The sequence below is a fragment of the Hymenobacter cellulosilyticus genome, assembly GCF_022919215.1.
In the GTDB taxonomy this organism is placed as follows: domain Bacteria; phylum Bacteroidota; class Bacteroidia; order Cytophagales; family Hymenobacteraceae; genus Hymenobacter; species Hymenobacter cellulosilyticus.
Map to the genome: position 1 here is coordinate 4,056,799 of NZ_CP095046.1, position 26,341 is coordinate 4,083,139.

The following is a 26,341-nucleotide window of genomic DNA, read 5'->3' on the forward strand; positions in this document are numbered from 1 at the left end:
GTCTAACCTATCTAAAAATAAGCAGGATACAAAGTTATGGGAATAATGAAAGCATTGTTTAGTTGAGCTTGACTTCTTTTTGCATCTTTTCCGGAACACTCTTCGATAGTCAACATTCTACGCCTGAATAGTTTAACTATTCTGTTACCACCAGGACCGAGCCGCCGTAAATTCTATTTTTCCGCTACTCTTCTCTACCTGGGCCGTATATACAGGCAGAACCAACCGCGCAAGCCGATGGAAACTACCTATTTTAAACCTTTTCCCGCCGACTTACCCGAAGCGGAAGCTGCTGCCCGCCTCAAGCGCCAGCGGCATGCCGAGTGGGGTATTGCGGTGGCCTCCATGGGCGGTACTGGCCCCGGCCGGAGCTGCTCTATGAGCTGCAGCGCTACATCGATGGGGAGCTGACCATCCAGCAGATTGCCCAGTTGCCCTACTCCCCGGAAGTGCAGAAGTCCCCGGCCATCCAGGCCATTCTCACCCGCGAGCGGCTTAGCAACGCGGCATAGACAACGCATGAAAAAGCCCGACCAACTGGTCGGGCTTTTTTGCTTAGTGGATCAGAAAGTCGGGCCAAGCAGGTTAGGCCTGCTGAGCTTGCAGCAATTGGAAGGCTTCCTCATTACCCTGCTGCACGGCTAGGTCCAGGGCCGTCAGACCGCGCACGTCGCGGATGCTGGTATCGGCTCCGGCTTCGAGCACGAGCTTTACGAGCTGGTTGCGGCCAAACAAGGTGGCAAACATCAGGGCTGTGCCGCCGTTGCCGTTCTGCAGATCGAGCTGGGCCCCGTGCTGCAGGAGCAGGCGGGCAATTTCGGGGTAGCCCTTGAAGCAAACGCCCATCAGGGCCGTGTTGCCGCTCACGTCCTGCACGTTGGGGTCGGCGCCGGCTTCGAGCAGCACGCGGGTAGCTTCCAGGTGCTCGTCGTAGGCGGCCACAATCAGCGGGGTGAAGCCTTTGCCATTCTGCGTGTTGACATCAACCTGGGTGAGCAGCTGCTGCAGCTGGGTCACGTCGCCGCGGCGGGCGGCATCAAACAGCAAATCTTCGGGGCGGGAAGAGGAAAATTCCATCAGAGTACGGATACGGGGTTATAGTTGAGTTCTTCAGCATACGGCAGAAACCCGAACGGGATTAGCCGTAAGCCGAGGCCTACGGGGCAAACGTGCCCAGGTCCCGGCCCTGAATGGCGGCGGCCATCAGGGCCGGAAACCGGTCGGGCGTGCAGGCAAAGGAAGGAACCCCGAGAGCAGCCAGTTGTTCGGCCATGCGCCGGTCGAAGCCCGGGGAGCCTTCGTCGCTGAGCGCCAATAAAGCCACCAGCGTGACTCCCGCAGCCTTGAGGGCGGCGGCCCGCTTGAGCATCTCGGCCTCGTTGCCGCCCTCGTACAAGTCGCTGATGAGCACCAGAATGGTATCGGCGGGACGGGTAATCAGCTGCTGGCAGTAGGTCAGGGCGCGGTTGATATCGGTGCCGCCGCCGAGCTGTACGCCAAAGAGCAAGTCCACTGGGTCATGCAAATCCTGGGTAAGGTCGGCCACGCTGGTATCGAAGACGACCATGTGAGTTTTCACCGCCTTGAGCGAGGCCAGCACCGCCCCAAACACGCCCGCGTACACCACCGAAGCGGCCATGGAGCCGCTCTGGTCCACGCAGAGCACGATTTCCTTCAGGGCCTGCCCCCGCCGGCCGTAGCCCACCAGCTTTTCGGGAATCACGGTTTTGTAGGCCGGCTGGTAGTGCTTGAGGTTGGCCCGGATGGTGGCCGCCCAGTTGATTTCCGCGTAGCGGGGGCGCGGGTTGCGCACGGCCCGGCTCAGGGCGCCCTGCACGGCCTGCCGCAGGGGGTTGGCCAGGCGCTGCTCCAAATCCTGCACTACGCGCTGCACTACTTCCCGAGCCGTGTGCTTTACCTTAGCCGGCATCACCCGCCCCAGCGACATGAGCAAGCCCACCAGGTGCACGTCGGGCTGCACGGTGCGCAATACCTCGGGCTCCAGCAGCATCTGTTGCAAACCCAGGCGTTCCATGGCGTCTTTCTGCATCACGGCTACTACCGACGAGGGAAAGTAGCTGCGGATGTCGCCCAGCCAGCGGCTGACTTTGGGGCCGAGCCGCCCAGGCCCGCCTTGCGCTCGGCTTGCTCATCGTCGTAGAGGGCGGTGAGGACCTGGTCCATGCGGCCGTAGTCGGGGGAAAGCGGGATGTCGTTGTCGGCGTCGGCGGAGGAGCCCAGCACGAGCTTCCAGCGGGCAGCGTTGCTCATAGAGGAACCGGGAAAATGCCGCCGGGCCGAGCAAACCGGATGCGGCGGCTTTGGCGGGTTTGCGGTACTTTCGGCTTTTGCCCCGACTGTACCCTGAATTGAGCATGAAATATAGCAACAATGCGCCCCGGGTCGGCTTTTTGCTGTTGGCCGCGCTGCTGAGCTGCGCCAAAACCCCTACGGCCTCCATTCCTGCGGCCCGCCAACGCCGGTAGCCGTGGTGCCGGGCGTGAGTCTGGAGCTGGCGCAGGATCGGGCCCGACGCATTTCGCGCCTGGTCTACGACATCTTTCTGGATATACCGTGGGAAAAAGCCGAGCCCATCAGGGCCGCCGAAACCATCCGCTTCCACCTCGCCGATGCCAGCCAGCCCGTGCAACTCGACTTCAAGGAGCAGGCCGACCACCTTAAAAGCCTGACGGTGAATGACAAAGCGGCGGCAATTGACTTTCGGGCGGAACACCTGGTACTGCCGGCAGCCAGCCTGAAAGCGGGTCTGAATGAAGTTCGAATTGACTTCATTGCCGGCAACCAGAGCCTGAACCGCAACGACGAGTTTCTCTACACCCTGCTCGTGCCCGACCGGGCCCGCACGGTGTTTCCGGTGTTCGACCAGCCCGATCTGAAGGTTACGTTCAAGCTCACCCTGAATGTGCCAACTGGTTGGCAAGCTTTAGCCAACGCCCCACTGGATTCCACCCGACGCACCCTCGACGGGCGGGTACCGGGCTGGAATACGCACTTCTTCGCCCCTTCCGACACGATTAGCACCTACTTGTTCTCAATTGCGGCGGGCAAGTTCACTCCGGTGACAAAAACCCTAAACGGCCGGCCGATGGAGCTTCTGCACCGCGAAACCGACCAAGCCAAGCTGCGCCTGAGCCTGAACCCGATTTTCCGGATTCACGCCGACGCGCTGACGTTTCTGGAGGCTTACACCGGCTTGCCCTACCCCTTCCGCAAGTTCGACTTTGTGGCCCTGCCCGACTTCCAGTACGGGGGCATGGAGCACGTGGGCGCCATTGATTACAAAGCCAGCACCCTGTTTCTGAACGAAGGTGCCACCCAGGACCAGCTGCTGGCCCGCTCCAACCTCATTGCCCACGAAACGGCCCACATGTGGTTCGGGGATTTGGTGACCATGCAGTGGTTTAACGACGTGTGGATGAAGGAGGTGTTTGCTAACTTCATGGCCGACAAAATCACCCAGGTGGCCGTGCCGGGCTCCAATTACGACCTCAAATTCGTGGTGGACCACTACCCGGCTGCCTACGGCGTGGACCGCACTGCCGGGGCCAACCCCATCCGGCAGGACCTGACCAACCTGAAAGATGCCGGCTCGCTCTACGGCAACATTATCTACCACAAGGCACCCATTATGATGCGGCAGCTGGAGCGCCTCATGGGCGAAACCGCCTTCCGGGACGGGCTGCGCGAGTACCTGAAAACCTACGCCTTCGGCAACGCCACCTGGCCTGATTTGATCCGCATCCTGGACGCCCGCACCCCGGCCGATTTGCAGGCCTGGAACCAGGTGTGGGTCAATCAGCCCGGCCGGCCCGTGTTCGACTACCAGCTCATAACCAAAGACGGCCTAGACGCCGACGTGGTAATCACCCAGCAGGCCGAGGACGGCTCGGACCGGCTGTGGCCCCAACTCTTCGAGGTGCTGTTCGTGTATCCCGATGGCCGTACCAAGGAGGTGACGGTTAACATGAACCAGCGCCAGGTGGTGGTGCCCCAGCCGGCAGGCAAAGTGGCCCCGGCCTTTATCCTGTTCAACTCGACGGGCCTGGGCTACGGGGTTTTCCCCATCGGCAAGCAGCTGACAACCGGCCTAAGCCAGCTACCGAGCCCCGTAGCCCGGGCGGCGGCCTACGTGAACCTCTACGAAAACATGCTCAACGGCCGCAGCATCGCGCCCCGGCAGCTACTGGAGGTGTACCGCCAAACGTTGCCCAAAGAAAAGGAAGAGCTCAACCTCAAGTTGCTCACCGGTCAGCTGACGGATATTTACTGGAAGCTGCTCAAGCCCGCCGACCGCCGGGTCCTGGCGCCGGTTCTGGAAAAAGAACTGTGGCAGGCCCTGCAGCACAACCCGGCGGCTAACGCCAAGAAGCTGCTTTTCAAAACGTATCAGTCGGTAGCCCTTACCCAGGAGGCCCAAAGCCGCCTCTACCAGATCTGGCAGGCGCAGCAAGCCCCAGCCGGCGTGAAGCTCACCGAGGACGACTACACTAGCCTGGCCCTGGCCCTGGCCGTGCGCGACTATCCGGCCCCAGTCCCATTTTACCCCAGCAATTGGCCCGCATCAGCAACCCGGACCGGCGGCAGCGCCTGGAGTTTATGCGGCCGGCCCTGGCTTCGGACAAAGCCACGCGGGACGCCTTTTTTGCCGGCCTGCGCAAGGAGAAAAACCGCGAAAAGGAAGCCTGGGTGGTTTCGGCCTTGGCCTATCTGCACCACCCGCTGCGGGTGGCGGAGTCAGAGCAATACCTGCCCGAGAGCCTGGCCTTGCTGGAAGAAATTCAGCAGACCGGCGACATTTTCTTTCCCTACTCCTGGCTGCAGGCCACGCTCAGCAGCTACCAGGCGCCCACGGCGGCCCGCACCGTGCGCGCGTTTCTGGCCGCCCACCCCGGCTACAATCCCAAGCTGCAAGCCAAGATTCAGCAGGCGGCCGACGACTTGTTCCGGGCCGAGAAGCTGACTCTGTAATGCGCGGTGCACAGGCGACGGGCTCATGGACTAGCTACCGACCGTAAGGACTATCCGTCTTAAATTGCCGCTCAAACTCCTGCCGGGAGCAAATGCTTTTAACGTCGGTGAGGCGGTCCAGGGCCAGGATGCCGTCGAGGTGGTCGATTTCGTGTTGCAGCAGCTCGGCCAAATCGTCTTCCGCCCCGGCGTGGGTTTCGTGCCAGCTGCCCTGCAAATCCTGGTAGCGCACCCGAATCCAGGGGTAGCGGGTGACGCGCATAAAGATGGACAGAAACGAGAGGCAGGCGTCCCAGACTTCCATTGTCTCGGAGCTGTGGTCGATGATACTGGGGTTGATGAGCGGCCACACTGGCCGGCCCGGCAGGCGCAGCAGAATCACGCGCTGCAGCACCCCGATCTGCGGGGCGGCAATGGCGCGGCCGTAGCCGGTAGTTTCGCGCCAGTGGGCCACCGTGTCGCTCAGGTCAGTGACGAGGGCGGCTACGGCGGGGTCAGTAGGGTCGGCTACGGGCTGGGCTGCTTGGCGCAGCACCGGGTGGCCGAGCTGCAGAATCTCACGAACGGGCATGGCAGGTGGTTTTAACGGTTCTTAACGGCTTGCACCAGGCGGCGCAGTTCCGGGGCTGGGTACAGCTTGCCGCGGGAAACGACGGCGTGAATCTGGTGCAGATGCCGAATATTTTCCAGCGGATTTCGGTCGAGCAGTACCACATCCGCCTCCTTACCCACGGCAATGGTGCCGGAGCGTTGGTCGGCTTTCAGAAACCGGGCCCCGTTGATGGTCGCCGCTTGCAGGGCCTGGGTTGGCGTCAGGCCGGCTGCTACGAGCAGCTCCAGCTCCCCCAGCAGCGACACGCCCGGATAGACGTAAGAGTTGGAAGCCCCGCTGTCGGAGCCGGCCAGCAAGGTTACGCCGGCAGTCTGCAGCTGCGGAATAAAGCTGGTAAACCGAACACCGAGCTGCTGGTTGAAGGCCCGGGTAGCGGGGCTTTGGGCCCGGGCGCTGGCCAGGCGGCGGCTATAGGTGCGCTCGATGCCGGGGGCAATGTAGGCCAGCATCGTGTCCCGGGCATGGTCGGTGGTGGGCAGCTCGGTGAGCAGCTTCTGGATGTAGAGCGTGGGCACCACGGCCGTGCGGTGCTGTTTGAGCATCCGAAAAGTTTGGGCGGCCACGGCCGGGTCGTAGGTGCGGTACACGGCGGGCAGCACGGCAAATAGGCCCAGGGGCTTACTGGTGCGCAGGCTGGCCTGCACGGCGGCCGTGAGGCTGTCTTCCCGGTTGGAGCAGGCTTTCAGCAAATAGTACAGGTGCTCGGTGGCGTCGAGGCCCTGCTCGGCGGCTTCGCGCAGGGTTACGGTGTAGGGCATGTGGCCCGTGGTGGTCATTCCGCGCTTTTCGGCGGCGGCAATAGCGCCCAGGAAAGCCTCCCGCGAAATGGTGCTTTCGTAGAGCTTGACGTAGTCGACGCGCAGCTTTTGCAAGGAGTCCAGGGCGCGGTTTATCTGCTGGGGCGTTTCAATTTCCAGGGAGCCGGCCCAGAACGCCTTGGGCCCGTCGAGCTTGGGGCCGGAAGTGAAGATGCGGGGGCCGGCCAGCTGCCCGGCGGCCATTTGCTCGCGCCAGCGGAAAATGTGCGGGGCCAGGTCGCCGCCCGCGTCGCGCACGGTGGTGATGCCGTGGGCCAGGTAGAGTGGGAGCAGGTTGCGGTTGGCCGTGGCCAGGGAGTCGCCGCCGCGAAAGTGCACGTGCATGTCCCACAGGCCCGGAATCAGGTAGCGGCCCCGGGCGTCCACGGTTTGGGCCGCCGCCAGGGCCGAGCCGGACTTTCTCAGGTAGGCAATACGCCCCTCCCGGATGCCCACCGTCTGGTCGGCTCGCACCCGGCCCGTTTCCACGTCCACCACGTTGGCGTGGGCAATGACCAGGTCGTAGCGCTGGGCAGCCGGGCCGGCGCAGCCGCCGATTACAACGGCTGCCAGCAAGGCGTTGGTCAGCCGGGAAAGTCTACTTTTCATGTAGCAAGGAAGAAAGAGCGGAGCCCGGAAGGTAGCATATAAAACGCCCAGCCAGTAGCGGGCCGCCTCTTTTTCGAGCCTAGTGCTTGCCTTGCCTCAGCCGACCATACCCAGCAGCTCCCGCAACCCGGCCAGGCTGTGCAGTCCCCGCTCCAGGTCAATGTCGGCTACTGTTTCCGTTGGGCGAGCTGCCGTGCCCCCGGCCAACGCCAGCACCTGCTGCCGCTCGGGCTGGGTGAAATCGGCAAAGGAGCGGCGCAGCAGCGGCACTACTTCCTGAAACACGGTTTCGTCGAGGCCCGAGAGCCAGTCGTCGAGCAGGTCGAACAGGGGGCGGTGGTGAATCAGCAGCAAGCCACTACCCGCAAAAAACCCTCAATCCAGGCCGTGGCGTACTCCGTGGCCTGGGTCGGCGCTAAGGCCAGGCCCAGCAGCGTGGCGGCGTCTTCTGGCCCGAGCTGCTGCCCGTCGAAGAGCAGGCGGGTGGCAGCCCCGGCCAGCAGGCCGTTGCTGGCGGGTTGCCGCCCAATGGTGTGCAGCGTGGCGTACCAGTCGGCCTGGGCGGCGGGGTCGGGTAGCAGCCGAACGGCCTGGTGGGCCGCCTCCACTTGCTCCAGTAGGCCGGCGGCAGCATCCGCGTCGAGGCCGGTGGTGGCCCGGGGCAGGGAAATGCAGAGGCGGGGCACTAGGTGCTGCACAACCTGGGCCACTTGGGCGGTTTCGGTGCGCCGCACGTTGCCGTAGCGCAGCACGCCCACCAGCGGCGGCAGGGCCACAAGTAGATGCACCACGTCGCGGGTGTCGGCGCTGAGCGTTTCGAGGCGGGCCACTAAGGTCGGCAGGGCCGGACCAATATCGGCGCGCAGGGCCGCTTCCAGCAGCTCGCTGATCTGGCCCAGGTGGCTGGCCTGGGCCGCTCGGTGCCGGGCCGCGCCGCTGGCCGCTTCCAGCACGGTGTTGCCCCAGCGGCCGGCTTCAAGCAGCTGCAGCACCATTTCGGGCTTCCATTGCACTTCCCACACTTCGTGAAACGTGCCGCTTTTGCCGCTCACCTGCTGGGGCCGGCCCCAGCGGATGCCCAGCAGCTCGAGGCGGTGCAGCAGATGGCTCCGGCCCAAATCCAGGTCTTTGCGCAGGTCCAGGGCCAGGGGTTTGCGGGCCGCTTCGGGCTTGAGGCGCCAGGTTTTCTGCTGCTGGGCTAAATCCTGTTGCAAAGGCGAAGCGGGCAGTTCCTCGGGCACCTCTCCCAGCTTTTCGCCGATTACCAGCTGCTCGTGCACCAGATTCAGGGCCTCGGCGTAGCCGCCCCCGAAGATGCTTACGGCCGCCTCTTCCAGCTCCTCAATGCCGGGCAGCGCCAGGCCGCGCACGGCGGCCAGGGCTTCGGCCAACCGCACGCCCTCAATGGCGTGGGCCGAGGAAGCATCGATTTGCTGGCTGCGCAGCACGTGGGCCGCCCGCACCATCCAGTGCGTTACCACCTGCTCGTGGGGCTGGGCAAAGAGCAGCTCGTACCAGGCCGGTGAGAGTACTCCCGCCCCGTAGCCCGACTGCCGGGCCAGCCGCTCGTAGGTCCAGGGTACCCAGGTGGCCTGGGTAGCCACTTTTTTCAGGCCTTTGAGACGGGCTTTATCGGCTTTGGCGTAAGCGGGCAGGTTGTCGGCGCGGAGTACCGGGGCGTGCCAGGCCCCGCACACCACGGCCACGCGCTGGTAGCCCTGCTTGAGCGTGGCGCGCAGGGTTTCGCGCATGTAGGCCTCGCGCAGCAGGGTTTCTTCCGACTCGGGCTGGGCCAGCTCCTCGCGCAGGGCCGTCATCATTTCCAGCACCACCTCGAAGGCGTCGGCGTGGCCGGCGCTGTGCTCAATGCGGGCCTCCCACCACCGTTCGCCGTCGAGGTAGCCGTCGAGGCGGGCCAGATGGGCAATGGGGTCCAGGCGCAAGGGAGTGTCTTCCAGGGGCAGGCCAGTGCCAGGAGTTTCCTGCGAACCGGCCGCCTCCGCTCCGGCCGACTCACTTTCGGCAGTAAGCTCCTGCTCCATGGCCTCGGGCAGGGCAAAGCGCAGGCTCATAGGCAAATCGAAGCAGCGCAGGTGAGCCGCGTGCTCCCGGCACCAGCGGGCGGCCTGCCACTCGGGCGAAAACGCGGCGAAGGGCAGGAACGAGGCCTGCTGGTGCTGCTTGGGGTTGTAGACGAGCAAAGCTACCGGGGGCAGCAACGCGGGCGTCGCGGCCAGGGCCAGCACCTTTTCGGCGTCGGCAGGGCACTCCAGCAGCACAATGTCGGGCCGGTACTCGTCCAGGGCTTTGAGCAGGCTGGCGGCACTGCCCGGACCGTGGTGGCGAATACCGAAAAGGTGGAGGTCAGTAGGCATACTTTTGTTACTCAATCATTCGTAGCGAACTGCCGTCAAACACGCCAATTCCGTTGTTCTGAGAAAGAAAAACCAGGTTATTATCCTCGGTAAAAGCCATTTTCAACACGTTCATCGGAGAGCCCACCGCATCGCGCTGGCCATTTTTCCAGTCGAGCTTAGGCCGTACCATATTCTCCCACTTAGCCAGCGTCGACAAATCGGCCCTGGTGTCGCCGCGAAAGATGCCATTCTGCGAGTAAAAGTACACCGACTGTGAGGAGGCATTGAACGCCCCGGGCCCGATATACTCGCCGGGTTTGACAAAGAATTTTCCGTCAGCAGAGTCCCGCGCTGATTCACTGTTCAAAAGAGGACGCGCCTTTAGGTCGGAAAAGGCTATGACGCAGCCATGAGTCAGAAAATGGTGCAGGCCGCAGGTTAGGTAAACCGTTGATTGACCCTCGAAAAATGACTTAACCGGGTTCAGTTCGATTCGGAATTCGCCCAGGTCAGGGGTAAGAAAAACCTTCTGTTGCGTATCGAAGATAAAAAGGTTGCCACCCCATTCGCCATACCCAAAGCCGACCCAGATCCGGTCGGCGCTATCGATGAAGTGGGCGGAGGGCGTACCCCACGAGGCCTTCAGCTGAACCTGTTTATTAGGCGACTTCTCCGGGAAATAGAGCTTGCCGGTGGCGGCTGCGGCAATACCCCTGGGTGTAATGGTAAACAGATTGCCGTGGCTGTCACTGAGAATGGCGAGGGCCGCGTGGGCGGCAGCCGGCTTGATTTCCTGTTCGCGGCTTCCGGCTTCTTCCCCGTTGGGCAGCACCGTCACCTTGGTGCCCCGCAGGATAATGACGTTGTTGCGGGAATCCTTGCAAAAGGCATCGGCCATCAAGGTCCGCTTGCTTTCCGCCTGCTTGGCCTGCCCAGGGATAAGGATGCGAATGGCCCCAGAATTGGTTAGGGCCCAGACCTGCTTGCCTACCGTGATGAAATCCCGGTAGCCCGTAGCGGCAGGGCCAGTGTAAGCAGCAGGCAAACCCGCGGACGCCTGGTAGACCAGCGCCAAGCTCAGGCACACGGTAAGAAATCGAACCAAATAGTTGAGGTTCATAACAGGAGTGGAAATAGTGAAGGAATAGGGTACAGCTACTAGATGCACACTGGCAGCTTATTGCACACCTCACCCCACTGCCCCGTTACCCGACCTGCCCAGTACAGCTTTTCTCTCCCGGGGCAATGTTTCCCGCGGCCGGGGCAAAGCAGACGAGAGAATCCGGGATTTCCAGGATGAAACGGGTGCGTTAGTGCCGCGGCATAGCAGCAAGCACAGCATAAAAGGGGCGAAACCAGGTTCGTTGCCGAACGACCAGCTTCCGGCTCCGAAGGCGGAAGGTAAGCAGTAGCGCTTAGAATTATTCTTCCGCGCGGCCAGGGCCGTGGGTGCTCCGAGGGGCTGGTTGCGGGCCAGAATAACTCCGAAGAAGTTGGTCAAAAAGCTGAGCACCTGCTTGCTGGCCTACCCGGGTCTGGCGGCGTTTCCCAGCGTGATTACAGCGGGCGTAGTGCGCCTTTATGGCAACTATTGTATATTCAGCTTCGCCTATGGCTTCCCGCCACCCTTGCCATAGCGGAGTTAGTGCCCTACGGCAGCAGGGCCGGAACCGAGTTTATGCCCAACAGAATGGCGGAGCCAGCTACCTGGCAGGCAGCCTTTTACCTGATTCCGTATGCAACGAGGCTTACTGGCAGCTTTTGTACTTCTCCTAAGCATAGGCAGTGGTGTGCGGGCCGAGCCCATCTTCCCGGTTTTGCGCCCGGCGGCTTTTGTTCGGCTCCGGGCCCTGGTGCGCACCAGTCCACCGGATACCAGTCAGGTACGGCAGCTCCTGCGCCTGAGTGAGTACCATCTGCACCACTATAACGGGCTGGCCGGCCCCGCGCACAAGGACAGCGCCTTCGCCTACAGCCAACGGGCGCAGGCTTTGAGCACGGCCCTGGGTTTCAAGCCCGGACAAATCCGCAGCCGCTATATCATGAGCTACCTGCTATTTGATTCCGGTCAGCCCGCGGAAGCGCAACGCCTGGTGTCGTCGGCCATCAACCTGAGCAGGCGTAGCGGTTACGGGCAACTGGAGGCCGAGGGCTGGTACTACGCCGCCGAGGCCTACACCGGCCCCAACCACGATTTGGCGGGCCGAATCAGGTGCTACGAGCAAGCTCTGCGCCTCTACCACAAGCTGGGCAACCGGGAAAAGGAAGCCTACCTGCTCAAGATCATAGCCGACGTGCATTATAACCAGGGTCACTACGCACTGGCCCTGCGGGAGCTGCTGCAGGTGCTGGCCCTGTACCGCGCCATCGGGCACCCCGGCTGCAGTACACCTACGACTTGCTGGCTTCGGTCAACTGCAGCATGGGCAATCATAAGGAAGCTATCCGCTACGGCCTGGCTACCGTGGAAGCGGCCCGGCGCAGCCACGACACAACGGCTCTGTCCCTGTTTTACATCCGGCTCGGCACTGCCCATCAGGAAATAAACCAGCTACCCGAGGCGGCCGCCTACTTCGAACTAGCGCTGCGCAATGCCCAACAGGAGCACAAGCCGGATCTGGTGCTCAATGCCGCCCGCCACGTTGCCTTCACGCGCCTGGCCCAAGGCCAGCCCCAGCAGGCTCTGTCGTTTTATTCCGGCATACTGCGCCAGTACCCGCCTGTGACGGCCCGGTCCGAGCTGGAAGCGGCCATGGCCCTGGCCGAGTGCTACATGGCCCTCAGGCGCTACGATTTGGCCGAGCGGTATTACCTGCGGATTCTGGCCCTGGATGAAGGAATGTGGGAAAACTACCGGTACCGGTTTCTGGCCTACCAGAAAATCGGGAGTTACTACGTGAAAGTCCGGCAGTACCACAAAGCCCGGCGCTACCTCAACCAGGCCCTGACGCTGAATAAGCAGGGCGGCTCGTTGCGCCGCGACGGGAACCTGCACCTGCTGCTTTTCAAGGTCGATTCGGCCCAGCACCGCTACCAGCAGGCACTGGCCCATTACCAGCGCTATAAGGCCTTGCACGACTCGATTTTCAACGAGAAGAAAAGCCTGCAGATTGCCAGCTTGCAGATTCAGTACGCCACCAAGGAAAAAGAGCAGAACATTGCCCTGCTCACCAAGCAAAACCGAGTGCAACAGGTCAGCATTCAGCAGAAGGAGTTTCAGCGCAACGCGGGGCTGGGCGGCACCTTGCTGCTGCTGCTGCTCAGCGGGGCCGTGTACAACCGCTACCGGCTCAAGCAGCGCAGTAACCGGCTGCTGGAAGCTAAGCAGGCTGAAATTAACGGTAAAAACGCGTTTCTGGAGCAGGTGCTGCGCGATAAGGAAGGCCTGCTGCGTGACAAGGACACCCTGCTGGAAGAAAAGGAGTGGATGCTGAAGGAAATTCACCACCGCGTCAAAAACAACCTGCAGATTATCAGCAGCCTGCTTTCTTCCCAGGCCGTGTATTTGCAGGACCCGGCCGCGCTGACGGCCGTGCGCGAAAGCCAGAACCGGGTGCACACCATGGGCCTGATTCACCAGAACCTCTACCAGTCGGCGGGCCCGTCGTTGGTGGCCATGCACGTGTACATTCCCGAGCTGGCCCGCCACCTGGTGCATTCCTTCAACCGCCAGGATTCGGTGCGGCTGGAACTGGCCGTGGCGCCCGTGCGCCTAGATGCATCCCTGGCCGTACCCGTGGGGCTGATTCTGAACGAGGCCCTGACCAACGCCCTGAAATACGCTTACCCAGCCCGGCAGCCCGGCACGGTGGCTATCAGCCTGCAGCTGCAGGACGGGGAATGCGTGCTGACCATACAGGACACCGGCATCGGCATGCCCGCCGGCTTCGACCCGCACAAGACCTCGACCCTGGGCCTGCACATGATTCGGGGCCTGAGCCGGCAAATCGGTGGGCGGCTGCAGCTGCAACACACAGGCGGCGTGCTCATCAGCCTGCAGTTCACGCCCGTCAAACAACCCAAATCGTCTTTGGCCCTCACCTGAAACCGCTACTTGCCATGCTTACTTCCGTAATACCGACTGCCAGCGTGCTGGTGGTAGAAGACGAGTTTCTGGTGGCCCACGAGCTGCAGATGATTCTGGAACAGGCCCGCTACCGGGTGTGCGGCCAGGCCTTTTCCGTGGCCGAAGCCCTGAGCCTGATGCAGCACGAACGGCCGGATATTGTGCTGCTCGACATCTACCTGCAGGGCGAGCAAACCGGCCTTGACCTGGCCCGGCATCTGGACGGGCTCAACATTCCCTTTGTCTTCATCTCCGCCTTTGCCAATGCCTCCCTTATCGAAGAGGCCAAGGCCACCCGGCCCCAGGGCTACCTGGTCAAGCCGTTTCGGCCCCAGGACGTGCTTGTGACGCTGGAAATAGCCTACCACCGGTTTCAAACCACCCCGCCGCCGGTGGCTCCCGCCCCCGAGCCGCCCGCTGCCCCGAAACCGGCGCCCCGCCCCGCGGCGAGGCATTGAACAGCGACAACAGCGCGGCGGCCCGACTGGCAGCTCTATTTCTGGAGCTGCTGGCCAGCCAGTTTCCCGTCGATTCGTCCCTGTATTCGCTGAAGCTGAAAACCCCCAGTGACTACGCCCAGGAGCTGGCGGTGCACGTGAACCACCTGAACCGGGCGGTGCGCACGGCTACGGGCAAAACCACAAGCCAGCACATTACCGAAAAGCTGATTAGCGAAGCCATTCTGCTCTTGAGCAATACCCGCCACAACGTGGCCGAAATTGCCTACTGCCTCGGCTTTCAGTACCCGACCTATTTCAACACGTTTTTCAAAAAGCAGACCGGTGTCAATCCCCTGGCTTACCGGAGCTGATGTGTACCGCCTGTTTAGTGCCTGCTCGTTTGGTCCCTGTCTCCCGGACTGAAGTCGGATTTTATACTAATCCTTGTTAGTTAAAATATTGACGGTTTGATTATTATAATCATCTGTTTGTTTGTTGTTATGTAGCCGGCGGTTTTCTGCGCCAATTTTGGGCTATTGCAAATGCTCCGCTAGTTTGTCTACTGCCAGCAGCTACCTGCTTCTGGCCACAACAGCAGCGGAACCGCCTGATTAGCCGGGCTGACCCCGGCGCCAAGTTACCTGGCAACTCTGCCCGCTCTGCGTTCTTGTCCTGGCCCTACCCCGCCCGCCAGGCTGCTCACTATTCTTCTTAGCCCCAGCCCCTGCTGTTACTAGCGGGCCGACTGGCCGCATCCCAGCCGAAGTTTTCTGCCTTAATCTGGGGCAGTTCTCAAGCCTGCCAATAGCTTCTGCTCAGGCAGCTCCCGTGCAAGCCAGCAGGAGACTTCTTGGCTATACACATAGATTGATATATATACTTTAATACTATACCGCGCTCATTCCCTGCCACCCCTGGCCCTGTGCCATTATTCCATTCGCTTACCTGTTTCACCTTCTCCATTCACCCTTTTCCGTCTGTATGAGCACAAAAATCTACGCCTCCGTCTCGTGGTTACCTGACAAGGTTCGGGCCCGGCTGGCTGCCCTGGCTACGGCCCTGCTGCTGGCCCCGGCGGCCTGGGCCCAGGCGCCGGCCAACGACAACTGCGCGGGAGCCATTGCCCTACCCATCACGGCCACCTGCACGCCCACCACGACGACCAACCTGGGAGCCACGGCCAGCACGGGCGTTCCGGCTTCCTCGTGCGGCGGCACCGTTACCAACGACGTGTGGTACAGCATTGTGGTGCCGGCCAGCGGCGGGGTCATCGTGACAACCAGCCAAGTAAACGGCAGCCCCTTTGTCGATTCCATTCTCGAACTGTACTCGGGTAGCTGCGGCAGCCTCACCGCCCTGGCCTGCAGCGATGACGCCGGCCCCGACGGCTTCTCCAGTTCAACGGTTGCTAACCTGGCCGTGGGCAGCACCATTTATGCGCGGGTATACAGCTTTGCCGGTAGCCCGACGGGCAGTTTTGGCATCTGCGCCGTGGCGCGGGCAGCGGTTCCGGTCAACGACAATTGCAGCGGCGCTCTGGCCCTTACTCCCAGTGCCACCTGCACACCTACTACGGTCAGCAACGTGGGCGCTACGGCCAGCACCGGAGCGCCCCTGAACTGCGCCAATACGGCCCTCAGCGACGTGTGGTACAGCATCGTAGTACCCGCCGGCGGCGGCCTGACCGTGACGACCAGTCAGGTTGGCGGCAGCCCATTCACCGACTCCATCATTGAGCTCTACACCGGAACCTGCGGCGGCCTCACGCCCGTGGCCTGCAATGACGACGCGGTAGGCGGCCCCGACCGGTTTTCCAGCGTTACGGCCCGGGGCCTGACGGTGGGCAGCACCGTGTATGCGCGGGTGTTTGGCTACACCAGCACACCCACGGGGCAGTTCGGCATCTGCGTGACGCTACCCACGCCGCCGCCGGCCAACGACGACCCCACCGGCGCCATTGCGCTGCCCCTGACGGCCACCTGCACCCCCACGACCGGCACCAACGCCAACACCGCCACTACCCGGCCCAACGGCTATACCAACGGCGCGAATCCGAATACGGCCTGCGGCATTGCCACGGCGCCGCGGGACGTGTGGTACACGTTTACGACGGCCGCCAGCGGCACGGGCAGCACGGCCGCTACCATCCGGGTTACGGGCAACGCCGCCGGCTACATCCGCGTGTTTTCCAGCGCCGCCGGGGCCGCCGGCCCGTTTACGGAAGTAAGCTGCGCCTCGGGCGGGGCCAGCAATACGGCTTCGGTTCCATTAAACCTGACTGGCCTGACGCCCGGCACCACATATTACGTGTCGGTAGCTGGCTACGACTCCAGCGACGAGGTCGGCCCCTTCACGATTTGCGTAACCAGCACCCCGGTCATCGTGTGCATTCCCCCAACGGCCGTATCAGTGGGCAATATCACGGCTACCTCGGCCAGCTTGCGCTTTGCCCCCGGGGCCGGCAACACGAGCTACCAGGTTACTTACTACCCGGCCATGAACAGCAGCTCGACCACAACCGTAACGGCCACTACCGCCCCGGTGCCGCTGATCAACCTGCTGCCCAACACCGAGTACCTGGTGACCTTACAGCCCCTGTGCTCGGCCGGTGGTACCACTCCGGTTATCAGCCAAACCTTTATCACCCCGCCCACCAACGACGAATGCGCAACTGCCGTAACCCTGACGCCCGGCGCGCCCGGCGCAGCGTGCTTGCCCACCGATGGCAAGATTCTGGGGCTACCCAAAGCCTGGCGCCGGCCACCTGCAACGGCACGCTCACGGTTACCGCGCCCGACGTATGGTACAGCTTCACCGCTACGGGCACCTCGCACGTAATCACAGTCACTGGTGATTTCGACGGCGTGCTCGAAGTACTGAGCGGCGCTTGCGGCTCGCTTACCAGCGTAGCCTGTTCGGATGCGTCGGCCGACAACACCGAAAGCCTGACGCTGTACTCCCTCACCCCGGCACAACCTACAAAGTGCGCTACTACCCCTACTATGCCCTGGATGTAGTGGATGGCAACCTCAGCATCTGCGTAACCACCCTGCCCCCACCGATGCCGCGGTGCAGGCGCTCTACTCACTAGGCACTATTGCTTCTTCCTATGGTTCGCCCGTGCCAGTGCAGGCCGTCGTGCGTAATACCGGCTCAGCAGCCCTTACCAACGTGCCAGTGACGCTGGCCGTGAGCGGGGCTACTACTTTCACCGACACCAAGTCCATTGCGAACCTGGCCGTGGGTTCTTCCGCCACCGTGACCTTCACGGCCTACCCGGTGACGGCTACGTCGGGCACCAACCAGCTCACCGTGACGGTGCCTGCCGATGGACTGGCAAGCAACAACTCCCGGACCGTGACGCAAGTCGTTTCGGCCTCTACGCTGAGCTACAACGTGGGCAACAGCTTTGTTGACGGAGCCGGCGTACGAGCTGCCAACACGACCATTGCCGTGCGCCACGAAACCAGTAAGCCAGCTACCATACGCAGTGTCACCACCAATTTCTACGGCGCCAGCAGCAGCGGTGCCAGCTACCAATTGCTGCTTTTCGCGGCCGACGCACCGGGCGGTATGCCCGGCACGGTCATCTACGCCACGCCAGCCCTGCCCCGCCCGGCTAACGGGGGCGCCGATGTCGTTCCTATTCCGGAAATACCCGTGGAAGGCACTTTCTTCGTGGGCCTGAGCAATACAACCGCCAACAGCCTCGCAATTAGCTACCAGCTGGAAACGCCCCTGCGCAGCGGCACTTTTCTGTACCGCCTGGCCGGCGCCGGCAGCTGGACTGATATCAACACCACGGGCTCCAGCACGCGCCTGTCGGTTGACGTCACGCTGGGAGCAGTTTTGGGCCGCAAGGATGCCATTGGGGCCGGTACGCTGAGCGTGTACCCCAACCCCGCGCACCGCAGCTTTACCCTGGCCCTGCCCGCCATTGCCGGGCAGCGCACGGCCGAGCTTACGCTGCTCAACACCCTGGGCCAGCAGGTGCTTGCCCGCACGGTGCCCCTTGTGGCCTCGGGCACCGAAACTCAGGTGGACGTAAGCAGCTTAGCCCCCGGCCTGTACACGCTGCAAATCAAAACCAACCGGGAGGTGGCAACCAAGAAAGTACTGGTGGAGTAGCCCCTGCTCCGCCCCAACAGCAAAAAGCCCGGCTTCCTTGGAGGCCGGGCTTTTTTTATAGTATTCAGGTTTCAACTCACCAAACAGCTGACCGAACCCCGCCAGGGTTTGGCAGGTCCGCTTGCCACATGGAACCGGCAGCAGCGGGCATCATCCGCCCTGGCAGGATACCACCCAACCAGCGCTGGCCGTCCGCTAAAGCAGGCGAAGTGGCTAGCTGCCGGCCGCAAATTCCTGTGGAAAGCCGGCCGGATATTTCAATTCCGTAGCCACCAGGTCCTCATCCGTCAGCTCCGTCCCGTTTTCGCCCGCTTCCTCGTAGGTCTGCACCACGGCCTGCAGCCAACTCGTCAGGTTGGGAAACAACACATTGCGGGGCTCCCAGTCGTGCCAATGCTCGAGCAACTGCCCCGCGCGGCCGGTAAAGGAGCCCTGCAGATCCACGCAGACATGGTCGCCCCCGCCGTTTTCCAGAATCGGCACCCAGCCGGGCTGCCACCAGTTGGCCAGCTCAAATTCCCCGGCTTCCAGCAATTGCCGGTTGATGCGCATGGTTTCGGCCGCGCTGCCCAACGACTGCAGGCAGTTGTTTTCCACGAAGCTTTCGAAACCTTGCTGCCCGTTGTGCCAGCCAAGCCAGAGCCGCAGCTCCTCGGGCAGCGTCAGCTTAAATTCAGCCTCAAAAGCTGCTAGTTCCGCCGCCGTAGCGGGTGGGTTCAGGGTGGCGTAATACGCGGGCGGCGCTGCTGGAGCAGGGTATCGAGGCGGGCAAGTAGCGCGGGAAAGGGCATACAGAAATTCTGTGGCCCTGTGGGCCGTTATGATTAGGGTATAAGGCGAAGAACTTGTCCGTCCCAGATGCCAATGGCGCTGCTTTGGACAAGAAGCACCAATTTATTGTCGGCAGTAAACCCCATTTCACTCCCGGTGCTGGGAAAAGCATGGTTCGAAAATACATCCGGAGCGCACACCAGCTGCCACGTCTCGGCCTTGGCAAGCTCAGTAGCAGATTTGGCTCGGAATATTCCCTGGTCGGAATAATAGTACAAGCACTGCTCGGCAAGGCTGTAGGCTATTGCCCGGATGTCTTCGCCCCGGGGAGTACCACCGTAGCTTATAATCCGGTAGTTTTCTTTGTAATTGCTGTGAAATACGTGCTTGGCCTGCAGGTTTTCGAAACGAGTGATGCAGCTACTACCTGCTACTCCCCCGGCCACGTATAGCTGAGCCCCTACCAAGCAAAAGGAGTTGGCTAAGGGTAAGCAGGCTAGCGTGTCGCGAAAAGCAACGGCAACAAACGTCTGTTGCTTAGTATCGAACACGTGAAGATTACCACCCCACTCGCCCCTGTCGAAGCCTATCCACAGCTTATCTGCCGCATCGAGCAGCGCGACAGAAGGCTGATGGTCCCATTTGTAATAAGGATTCAGACTAGCTACCGGGTCAAAGCGCTGCTTAGTAGTCACGTTGAGTAATCCGGTTTCAGTAGCGGCCCAGAGTCGGTGCTGGCCATCAAGGGCCAGAAAAGCTGTTTTAGCCGGCAATTTTCCTAGCAAGGCAGCCCGGTTACTGCGGCTGCTGAGCCAATACACCACCTGCCCGCAAACGGCTACAAAACCTTGCTGACCAGCCCGGTGAATACTGGTCACGGGCTCCTTTAGGCCGATGCTCACCGGTCGCTTCTCACCCTGGGAAGTAAACGAACTGAGGACGCCATTTACGCCCAGGGCCCATATAGTGCTGTCCAGTACCACCAAGTCTTTGTAGCCACCATCAGTCGGCGGGGGCGCCGCGCCGGGTTTTTGCGCGACTGCCCCAGCACGCTTACGTTTAGCAGCAGCAACCCAAATAGTAAGTAATATCTCATTGACTACTGTCTACTCCACCACTTCCCGGCAGGCGCGGTACAAATCCTTCCACCCGTCGCGCTCCTTGACCACGGTCTCCAGGTATTCGAGCCACACCACGCGGTCCTGCACGGGGTCCTTAACCACGGCGCCGGTGAGGCCGGCGGCCAGGTCGGCGGCTTGTAGGCTGCCGTCGCCGAAGTAGGCGGCCAGGGCCAGGCCACTGTTGAGCACTGAAATGGCCTCGCCGGTGCTGAGCGTGCCGCTGGGGCTTTTAAGCTTGGTTTTGCCATTCTGGGTTACACCCGAGCGCAGCTCCCGGAAGATGGTCACCAGGCGGCTGATCTGCTCCAGGCCGGCCGTGGTGGGCGGCAGCTGCAGGGCCCGGCCGGTTTTCTCCACCCGGCTCTGCACTATTTGCACTTCCTCCTCCACCGAGGTCGGCAGCGGCAACACGACGGTGTTAAAGCGGCGGCGCAGGGCACTGCTGAGCTCATTGACGCCCTTGTCCCGGTCGTTGGCGGTGGCAATGACGTTGAAGCCCCGCGTGGCCTGCACCTCCGTGGCCAGCTCGGGCACCGGCAGCACTTTCTCCGACAGCACCGTGATGAGCGTATCCTGCACGTCGGCCGGAATGCGGGTCAGCTCCTCAATGCGCACCAGACTTCCCTCCTGCATGCCCTTGAGCAAGGGCGAAGGTACCAGGGCTGCCACCGAAGGACCTTCGGCAATAAGGCGGGCGTAGTTCCAGGAGTAGCGAATGGCGTCTTCCGACGTGCCGGCCGTGCCCTGAATCAGCAGGTTGGAATGGCCGCTGATGGCCGCCGTCAGGTGCTCACTCACCCAGCTTTTGGCCGTGCCAGGCACGCCCAGCAAGAGCAGGGCGCGGTCGGTGGCCAGGGTCGCTACGGCAATTTCCATTAGCCGCCGCTGCCCGATGTACTTGGGCTCAATCTCGAAGCCGTTGTCTAGGGTGCCGCCCAGCAGGTAGGTCACCACGGCCCAGGGCGAGAGTTTCCAGTTGGGTGGCTTGGGCCGGTCGTCGGCGGCCACCAGGGCAGCCAGTTCTTCGGCGTATTGCACCTCGGCATGGGGGCGCAGAATATCAGGAGCGGGGGTAGCAGACATAGACGGGGAAGTTGAAGGCAGAAGCTAGAAAAGGCTGAGGTTACGGCTCGTCGGAGCCGGGCGGCTCGTCCAGCGACAAAGTCAGCTGCCGGCGAAAGTCCAGCGCTGCCAGGGTATCCTGAATACCAGCGTTGAGCGGGCCGTACACTTCCGTAAGCGGGGTGAGCCGCGCGGCGCAGCAGTCGAAGTCGGCCTCGTCGGCGTAGGCCTGCAGGTTGTACAGCATCTGCTGCAGCTGGGGCCAAGGTGGTTGCCCCGGCAGGCCGGGAGTAGTATGCGCAGCCCCTACCAGCTCCAACACGGCCTCGGTGAGCTCCCGCGGCCAATACTTCCAGGCGGCCAGCTGCAGGGTTTGCAGGGCGGCCGGCGTAATGGCGCGGCGCGGCGGCAGCAGTTCGCGCAAAAAGTCGTTTTTCTGGGCTAGTGGCAGCACGCTCAGCAGTTCTTTGGCCTGCTTGGGCGTCAGAAATGCCTGCCCGGCGTGCTCCGTCAGCAGAGCCTGAGCCCAGGCCACGTCCCGATGCAGGTGTGCCGCCTGCGTCCAGGCCGTGCGCAGCAGCTTAGCCCATTCGCTGTCGGCAGCCCGGCGCAGCAGCTCGGCCGGGGTTTGCTGCCAGTGCGCCGACCAGCGGCCGGGCGGCAGCAAAGCCAGCATCTGCCCCAGCCACCCCGACCGTTCACCGCCCTCGAAGCGCTTGTCCTTAGCCTCGATACCAGCCAGTTGCCAGTCTTTGTGCCAGGCCTCGGGCTCGGGCAGGTGCACCTGCAGCCCACCGGTGGCGGTGGGAGCCAGCGTGAGCAGCGGGGCGGCCAGGTCCCAGAGGCGGGAAAGCAAGGGTGAGTCGGGCATCCGAGCCAGCAGGGCCGCGACGGTCTGCCGCACTTCTTTACTGCCCGAGCGAAGGTAGGGCTCCAGCAGCGGCACATCGGCCGCCGACACCGTCCAGCGCAGCTCGTGCAGCAGGGCTGCCTGCTCGGCAGCCGCTTCGGTAGGTAGGGCCGCGGCCAGAAGCTGGCGCAGCTGCTCGGGCTGGGTGCGGTGCAGCCAGCGCACCAGGTGCTGCCGTCGGTGCCGGTTGGCCGTTTCCCAATCGGCCGGGTCCGGATCAGCAAATTCGGGAGCCAGAATACCCTGCCAGGCCGGGTTGAGGGCGGCCAGCCACTGTCCCCGGGCTCCGGCCGCCGCCCCAGCCCCCTTCAGGTCGATGCGCAGCATGTCGTGCTCAAACACGGCTGGCAGCAAGTAATGCGGAATGCGCCGCTGCCGGGCCACCACCTGCGGCAAGTAGCGGCCGGCAAAAAAGCTGAAGCGCCGGTTGTCCAGCATCTGCTGCAGACAGTGCGCCCCGGCCGGTCCCAGCGGCGGCCACGCTTCGGGGCCGGCCGGGGCCGGCGGCGTGGCCGCCAGCGGCACCACACCCGCCTTGCGTACGAGGGACAACGCGCCGGCGGTCAACAACACCTGGGCCTCGCGCGAGGCCGCTGCCGGAAGCTCACCGGGTGGTGTGGGCACTGCTTCCCCGCTTTGCCGGGTGCCCAGCAGGGCCACGCGCAGCAGTTGTTGCCAGTCGGAGGAAATATTCATAGGTTGGCTGATACGGGCGCCGCAGCGCTGGTAAAACTGATGGGCAGCAAGGCCTGGCCGGTCCATTCGCCAAATACGGTAATGGGATACCCGCCGCTGGCGGCCAACAGGCCCCAACCCAGCTCACTGTCGGGGTGCAAAGGCAGGGCTTGCCCGCTGGCCGGGTGCAGCAGTTGCAGGCCACCGTCGGGCAGTAGCACGGGCACCACGCCAGCCACCGTAGCGGGCCATTCGCGCAGCCAGGGCTGCTGTCCCAGTGCGTGGGCGTAGGCGTCGAGCAGCTCGGCGGGCGCCAGGCCAGCCGGCAACACGTCGGTGCGCAGGCCCTGGTATTCCCAGTCGGCCGCGGGAGCCGCGCGCAGCGGCAGCGTGCCGGGATAAAAGGCCAGCCCGCCGCGGTACGTACCAAAAGCCAGCAGCGGAGTAGCAAAGGCCTGCCCGCCGAAGGAAAACTCCAGCACGAGGGCATAGCGGCCGGTGCTGATGCCCCACAGCCAAGCGCGGCGCACCAGCAAACGCTCTTCCTCGGTCGTCACCAGGCCCACCACGAGCCAGGTATCGGTCACGGCGGGCTGGCGGCCGAGTACGTCTTCCTTTTTTACATTTACCCCAACGAGCTGCAGCACGTCGGCGCGGCGCCCAGCTGGCAGTTGGTCAAGTCGGCCAAAGGACTGGGTCAGCAGGTACAGCTCCCCAAGGCGCCCGAGCATACGCTCGGGCCACTGCAGCCCTCCCGAGTAGCGCAGGCTAGCAAGTTCCCGTACGATGGCTGCCAGGCCGGGCAGCTGCGCATCAACGAGGCGGGCGGCCTGCTGCTCCCAGAAGGTGGCTGGGGCGCGGTCGAGCTGGGCCAGGCCCTGGCTGACTATATCCGTCAGCCACCGGTCCAGCTCCTGCACCCCATGCTGCATCCGCTCCATCCGCTGACTTTCCCGTTTCTGCCGGGCGGCGTTGTCGGTTTCGGCGGCCGGTGGGGCCACGCTTTGGGCTGTGGCCGGGGTTTGCCGAGTTTGCCGCTTGCTCAGCCATTCGGTTAGCCACTCGGGCTCGGATAGGTCCCCAAACCGCTGGGGCTCCCGGGCCGCGAGCAGCAGCAAACCCGCGCCGTGCTTGCAGGGAAACACCCGACTCGGGCACGAGCATTTGAAAGCTGGTTCCGTTAAATTAACGGCCGTCTGATAAGGCCGGGCGCCGCTGCCGGCGCACTCCCCCCATACGGCCGTGGGCGTTTGTCCCAAATTATGCCACGGGGCTGGGCGGGCCAGCTCCAGCCCCCGTTTCAGAGTACCCGCATCCGGTACCAAGGCCCGCACCTGCTCTTCCGTCCAAACCACGTTGTTCTTGCGTATTCGTCTGCTTGCAAAGCTATACTATGGCGGAAAAGTAGCAGTTCATTCGCAAACTACCGCCCTGCCCAGGCGTAGTCAGGCGCAAGCCGGTGGGCAGGTATTCCGCCATAGTTGACGAAGACTGAACCGCATCTATCTGCGCCGCACGAGTTGCCAGAAATACTTACGCTAATTAGCAGGGCCTATGCTTGATACAGTATCAGGTACACCCCGCTAGAATTAAAAACAATTTACACGCGTACTACCAGAGCAGGTTTCCCGCTTTTATCACTCTATGAAGCAGAACAATGCTCCATCCTACAATTAGGTATCAGCTTGCGCTTTAAACAAGCGCCTGTTCTCGGTCCGCTGATCACAAAAAAGGAGCCTACTCGCAGGCTCCTTTTTTGTGCAGATACTGGATGTTTTATTTTCCAGGCCGCAGGTTACTCGGCGGCGGCAGCCTTAGGCTTACGACCCCGCTTGGCCCCATTCGGGTTAGTGGTACGAGGCTTGCGTACTTTGGGAGCAGGCTGATAATCATCGGCCAGCACAGTTTCCATATCGGTAACGGCCTGATTTAGCGCATTAATCGCAGCGGAAACACCCCGGAGTGCTTTACGCAAATCTTTTTTTACGACCTCGCTGCTTTTCGCAACTTTGAGCACCTCTTCGAATTGGCTGAAATCTAGGGCCATGGTGAAGTTTATTTAGAGTGGATGAAAAGGAAGAGCCAAGTGGTGATTGACTCTGCCGCAAACGTAACATATTCATTTTCGTTTTCAATTATTTAAATAAATCTTTTTAGTTGCCTACTTCTATATACATAAGCTGTGTACTCTTTTCTTTATGGCGTTTCCTCAATCAGAGCACCCGAAGCTAATTTGGCCGAATAAATTGTAGCATCTAACGCTTGCTCCGAACGCCGCCTTAAGGCTCGGCACACTGCTGGGATAGTCTTATTTGGTTGCCCCGAAAGAGCTTTTAAAGTATAACGCTCAAGAAGTCCCGCACGGGTCAGGCTTCCTGAGGGCTCATTATAAATTCATTTTCAGTACCAATAGGCAGTTTAACCCATAGTAGGTGGGCCTTTTCTCTTTAACCCGGCAGGAGTCTTAGCTGCAGCACTACCGGGACGGCCTTGCTCATTGACCTACAATCTGCACGAACCAGCTTTTTAAGTCGGAGAGTCGGTTCGTTTATTTTACTAATGCACTGACCGGAAGTACAAATAAATCACCTATGCGAAAACTGTTAAATTCTCTGGTCCCAATTTTATTGACTCACTTTAGCCAGTTTATGTTTCCCCAGCCTGAATGCTATGTTCTTAGCTGATGTCCAGCTACTCCTTTCAACAGGGCAATTATTACAACAGTCCTCCCCCTATCCTCCAACCGAAACTACCGTGCTCAACGTTGAGCTCCGGTAAGGGATTTTACCCAGAGCTGCACCTGCTTCCGCCTTCTTCGTAGAACACCTAATCGAAGTGAAAGAAAAGAACCGGTAGAGTTAACAACTAGCGGGCAATCTATCTATAAGGCGTTTGGTCCGTTATCCAATAGCGCGCATATTTTAAAACACTAACTCCTTGCCGGGCTTAATACTAGTCAGAAATACAGATGCTCAAGCCATGACTGCTAGCATGGAAATCACCTCTTGAAAAGTAGTTATAATATCTCCACAACAACGGCACATGGTTGGGAAGGGCAATACTAATTGCATAAGTATATAGCTTAGTTCCCCGCTTTTGCTGGCATAATAAAGTCATGCTGAAAAAAGCTTTTAGCTATTCAGGCAAACTCCGTCCTTTTTTAACGAAAAGAATCTTTGTTAGCATTGCCTAAGCGACTGTGCCCAAACTGCTTTTCCCGAATCTTAGTATAGATGTCTCTAACGTTTCTGATAGAGCCTACAGGCAGTGGAGGCCACGCGCGGGATGTTTAGTAAGCCCACGCCGGTTTACAGGCGCTATAGCGTAATCCTAGCCAGATTTAAAAGTACGCTGCAGCCACCGCTCGGCATCATGCTCTTTTTCAAAATGGCGAAACGTATAAGGACGGTGCGCCGAGAGCAAATAGCTCATGTACAACTCCTGTTCCCCATTCTGCACGAAAGCCTGTGGTCTTGGCGAGGTCAGAAGGACCAACTGCAAATGCCGGGGCTGCATACGCTTGGCCGCTAAAGGGTAAAAAACCATGCTGGTCCAGGCCAGAATTTCCTGGTCGGCACTTTCCCGGCAGCGCAGATCTAACAACCAACGAGCACAGTTATGGTCTTTGGCCGTTTGGAGCAGAACCTCGTACGCGGCCTGTACCTGAAGCAGGTTAGCTTCTATATGCCAGCGCAGAAGCAGGATATCCTGTTCGGCCCGGTATTGTATCAAGTAGGTAGGCAACTTGAGCAGCGTAATCATGTGGTCGTGCGGAGGCACATTCCTCGGGGCACACATCAAGC

The 26,341-nt window shown here is 61.5% G+C and carries 22 protein-coding genes and 1 pseudogene; 9 read left to right on the top strand and 14 right to left on the bottom strand.

Going from position 1 to position 26,341, the window contains the following annotated elements:
- Window positions 1-323 precede the first annotated feature (323 nt).
- Window positions 324-512, top strand: a complete 189-nt coding sequence (locus MUN79_RS19975) for a hypothetical protein (RefSeq protein WP_244674349.1) — start codon at window positions 324-326, stop codon at window positions 510-512.
- Window positions 513-585: 73 nt separating this feature from the next.
- On the opposite strand, the gene MUN79_RS19980 is transcribed toward MUN79_RS19975, so the two are convergent.
- From MUN79_RS19980 to MUN79_RS19990, 3 genes are all read right to left on the bottom strand, one after another.
- Complete coding sequence (locus MUN79_RS19980; protein ID WP_244674350.1) at window positions 586-1,077, bottom strand: ankyrin repeat domain-containing protein; 492 nt, start codon at window positions 1,075-1,077, stop codon at window positions 586-588.
- A gap of 79 nt (window positions 1,078-1,156) precedes the next feature.
- Window positions 1,157-2,050, bottom strand: a complete 894-nt coding sequence (locus tag MUN79_RS19985) for a VWA domain-containing protein (protein ID WP_244678366.1) — start codon at window positions 2,048-2,050, stop codon at window positions 1,157-1,159.
- An 8-nt stretch (window positions 2,051-2,058) separates the two neighbouring features.
- Window positions 2,059-2,271: a hypothetical protein gene (locus MUN79_RS19990; RefSeq protein WP_244674351.1), complete on the bottom strand. Its 213-nt coding sequence runs from the start codon at window positions 2,269-2,271 to the stop codon at window positions 2,059-2,061.
- Between the two features lie 217 nt (window positions 2,272-2,488).
- Here MUN79_RS19990 and MUN79_RS19995 point away from each other — a divergent pair, with 217 nt between their 5' ends.
- Window positions 2,489-4,981, top strand: coding sequence for a M1 family aminopeptidase (locus tag MUN79_RS19995; RefSeq protein WP_311136534.1), 2,493 nt, complete (start codon window positions 2,489-2,491; stop codon window positions 4,979-4,981).
- 42 nt (window positions 4,982-5,023) lie between these two features.
- On the opposite strand, the gene MUN79_RS20000 is transcribed toward MUN79_RS19995, so the two are convergent.
- From MUN79_RS20000 to MUN79_RS20020, 4 genes and pseudogenes are all read right to left on the bottom strand, one after another.
- The gene (locus MUN79_RS20000) at window positions 5,024-5,560 is read right to left on the bottom strand and encodes a peptide deformylase (protein ID WP_244674352.1); all 537 of its coding nucleotides are present in this window, start codon (window positions 5,558-5,560) and stop codon (window positions 5,024-5,026) included.
- Between the two features lie 11 nt (window positions 5,561-5,571).
- Window positions 5,572-7,008 carry an amidohydrolase family protein gene (locus MUN79_RS20005; protein ID WP_244674353.1) on the bottom strand — a complete coding sequence of 479 codons (1,437 nt, stop codon included), beginning with the start codon at window positions 7,006-7,008 and terminating at the stop codon, window positions 5,572-5,574.
- 96 nt (window positions 7,009-7,104) lie between these two features.
- Window positions 7,105-9,383, bottom strand: a pseudogene (locus tag MUN79_RS20015) (DUF5682 family protein).
- Between the two features lie 7 nt (window positions 9,384-9,390).
- A complete protein-coding gene (locus MUN79_RS20020; RefSeq protein ID WP_244674356.1) occupies window positions 9,391-10,263 on the bottom strand; it encodes a hypothetical protein in 873 nt (290 codons plus the stop codon).
- Window positions 10,264-11,101: 838 nt separating this feature from the next.
- On the opposite strand from MUN79_RS20020, the gene MUN79_RS20025 reads away from it, so the two are divergent.
- From MUN79_RS20025 to MUN79_RS20055, 7 genes are all read left to right on the top strand, one after another.
- Window positions 11,102-11,911 carry a tetratricopeptide repeat protein gene (locus MUN79_RS20025; RefSeq protein WP_244674357.1) on the top strand — a complete coding sequence of 270 codons (810 nt, stop codon included), beginning with the start codon at window positions 11,102-11,104 and terminating at the stop codon, window positions 11,909-11,911.
- Entirely contained in the window at window positions 11,809-13,410 is a 1,602-nt protein-coding gene (locus MUN79_RS20030) for a sensor histidine kinase (RefSeq protein WP_244678367.1), read from the top strand. The genes MUN79_RS20025 and MUN79_RS20030 overlap by 103 nt, the downstream gene beginning before the upstream one ends.
- A gap of 14 nt (window positions 13,411-13,424) precedes the next feature.
- Window positions 13,425-13,889, top strand: a complete 465-nt coding sequence (locus tag MUN79_RS20035; protein ID WP_244674358.1) for a response regulator — start codon at window positions 13,425-13,427, stop codon at window positions 13,887-13,889.
- On the top strand, window positions 13,886-14,242 hold the full coding sequence (locus MUN79_RS20040) for a helix-turn-helix domain-containing protein (RefSeq protein ID WP_244674359.1): 357 nt from the start codon (window positions 13,886-13,888) through the stop codon (window positions 14,240-14,242). The genes MUN79_RS20035 and MUN79_RS20040 overlap by 4 nt, the downstream gene beginning before the upstream one ends.
- 610 nt (window positions 14,243-14,852) lie before the next feature.
- Entirely contained in the window at window positions 14,853-16,709 is a 1,857-nt protein-coding gene (locus MUN79_RS20045) for a fibronectin type III domain-containing protein (protein WP_244674360.1), read from the top strand.
- Window positions 16,710-16,735: 26 nt separating this feature from the next.
- Window positions 16,736-16,888: a hypothetical protein gene (locus MUN79_RS20050; protein ID WP_244674361.1), complete on the top strand. Its 153-nt coding sequence runs from the start codon at window positions 16,736-16,738 to the stop codon at window positions 16,886-16,888.
- Between the two features lie 52 nt (window positions 16,889-16,940).
- Window positions 16,941-17,999, top strand: coding sequence for a T9SS type A sorting domain-containing protein (locus tag MUN79_RS20055; RefSeq protein WP_262922907.1), 1,059 nt, complete (start codon window positions 16,941-16,943; stop codon window positions 17,997-17,999).
- A 213-nt stretch (window positions 18,000-18,212) separates the two neighbouring features.
- Here MUN79_RS20055 and MUN79_RS20060 read toward each other — a convergent pair whose 3' ends face one another.
- The 7 genes from MUN79_RS20060 to MUN79_RS20090 all read right to left on the bottom strand — a co-directional run bounded on the left by MUN79_RS20060 (window position 18,213) and on the right by MUN79_RS20090 (window position 26,300).
- Window positions 18,213-18,893 (bottom strand): SMI1/KNR4 family protein, encoded by a 681-nt coding sequence (locus MUN79_RS20060; RefSeq protein WP_311136790.1) that lies wholly within the window; start codon window positions 18,891-18,893, stop codon window positions 18,213-18,215.
- Window positions 18,824-19,465, bottom strand: coding sequence for a hypothetical protein (locus MUN79_RS20065; RefSeq protein ID WP_244674363.1), 642 nt, complete (start codon window positions 19,463-19,465; stop codon window positions 18,824-18,826). The genes MUN79_RS20060 and MUN79_RS20065 overlap by 70 nt, the downstream gene beginning before the upstream one ends.
- 411 nt (window positions 19,466-19,876) lie before the next feature.
- Window positions 19,877-20,974, bottom strand: a complete 1,098-nt coding sequence (locus MUN79_RS20070) for an ATP-binding protein (RefSeq protein ID WP_244674364.1) — start codon at window positions 20,972-20,974, stop codon at window positions 19,877-19,879.
- A 40-nt stretch (window positions 20,975-21,014) separates the two neighbouring features.
- Window positions 21,015-22,559, bottom strand: a complete 1,545-nt coding sequence (locus MUN79_RS20075; RefSeq protein WP_244674365.1) for a DUF5691 domain-containing protein — start codon at window positions 22,557-22,559, stop codon at window positions 21,015-21,017.
- Complete coding sequence (locus MUN79_RS20080) at window positions 22,556-23,683, bottom strand: SWIM zinc finger family protein (RefSeq protein ID WP_244674366.1); 1,128 nt, start codon at window positions 23,681-23,683, stop codon at window positions 22,556-22,558. Before MUN79_RS20080 ends, MUN79_RS20075 begins: the two co-directional genes overlap by 4 nt.
- 650 nt (window positions 23,684-24,333) lie before the next feature.
- Window positions 24,334-24,585 (bottom strand): hypothetical protein, encoded by a 252-nt coding sequence (locus MUN79_RS20085; RefSeq protein WP_244674367.1) that lies wholly within the window; start codon window positions 24,583-24,585, stop codon window positions 24,334-24,336.
- 1,283 nt (window positions 24,586-25,868) lie between these two features.
- Window positions 25,869-26,300, bottom strand: coding sequence for a hypothetical protein (locus MUN79_RS20090; RefSeq protein WP_244674368.1), 432 nt, complete (start codon window positions 26,298-26,300; stop codon window positions 25,869-25,871).
- Between the last annotated feature and the right edge of the window lie 41 nt (window positions 26,301-26,341).

Excerpts from the sequence above, each read along its gene's own strand:
- MUN79_RS20070 (WP_244674364.1), bottom strand. The coding sequence starts at position 20,974 with ATGTCTGCTACCCCCGCTCCTGATATTCTGCGCCCCCATGCCGAGGTG.
- MUN79_RS20035 (WP_244674358.1), top strand. The coding sequence starts at position 13,425 with ATGCTTACTTCCGTAATACCGACTGCCAGCGTGCTGGTGGTAGAAGAC.
- MUN79_RS20000 (WP_244674352.1), bottom strand. The coding sequence starts at position 5,560 with ATGCCCGTTCGTGAGATTCTGCAGCTCGGCCACCCGGTGCTGCGCCAA.
- MUN79_RS20045 (WP_244674360.1), top strand. The coding sequence starts at position 14,853 with ATGAGCACAAAAATCTACGCCTCCGTCTCGTGGTTACCTGACAAGGTT.
- MUN79_RS19990 (WP_244674351.1), bottom strand. The coding sequence starts at position 2,271 with ATGAGCAACGCTGCCCGCTGGAAGCTCGTGCTGGGCTCCTCCGCCGAC.
- MUN79_RS19985 (WP_244678366.1), bottom strand. The coding sequence starts at position 2,050 with ATGCAGAAAGACGCCATGGAACGCCTGGGTTTGCAACAGATGCTGCTG.
- MUN79_RS20025 (WP_244674357.1), top strand. The coding sequence starts at position 11,102 with ATGCAACGAGGCTTACTGGCAGCTTTTGTACTTCTCCTAAGCATAGGC.
- MUN79_RS20085 (WP_244674367.1), bottom strand. The coding sequence starts at position 24,585 with ATGGCCCTAGATTTCAGCCAATTCGAAGAGGTGCTCAAAGTTGCGAAA.
- MUN79_RS20005 (WP_244674353.1), bottom strand. The coding sequence starts at position 7,008 with ATGAAAAGTAGACTTTCCCGGCTGACCAACGCCTTGCTGGCAGCCGTT.
- MUN79_RS20075 (WP_244674365.1), bottom strand. The coding sequence starts at position 22,559 with ATGAATATTTCCTCCGACTGGCAACAACTGCTGCGCGTGGCCCTGCTG.
- MUN79_RS20020 (WP_244674356.1), bottom strand. The coding sequence starts at position 10,263 with ATGGCCGATGCCTTTTGCAAGGATTCCCGCAACAACGTCATTATCCTG.
- MUN79_RS19980 (WP_244674350.1), bottom strand. The coding sequence starts at position 1,077 with ATGGAATTTTCCTCTTCCCGCCCCGAAGATTTGCTGTTTGATGCCGCC.
- MUN79_RS20090 (WP_244674368.1), bottom strand. The coding sequence starts at position 26,300 with ATGATTACGCTGCTCAAGTTGCCTACCTACTTGATACAATACCGGGCC.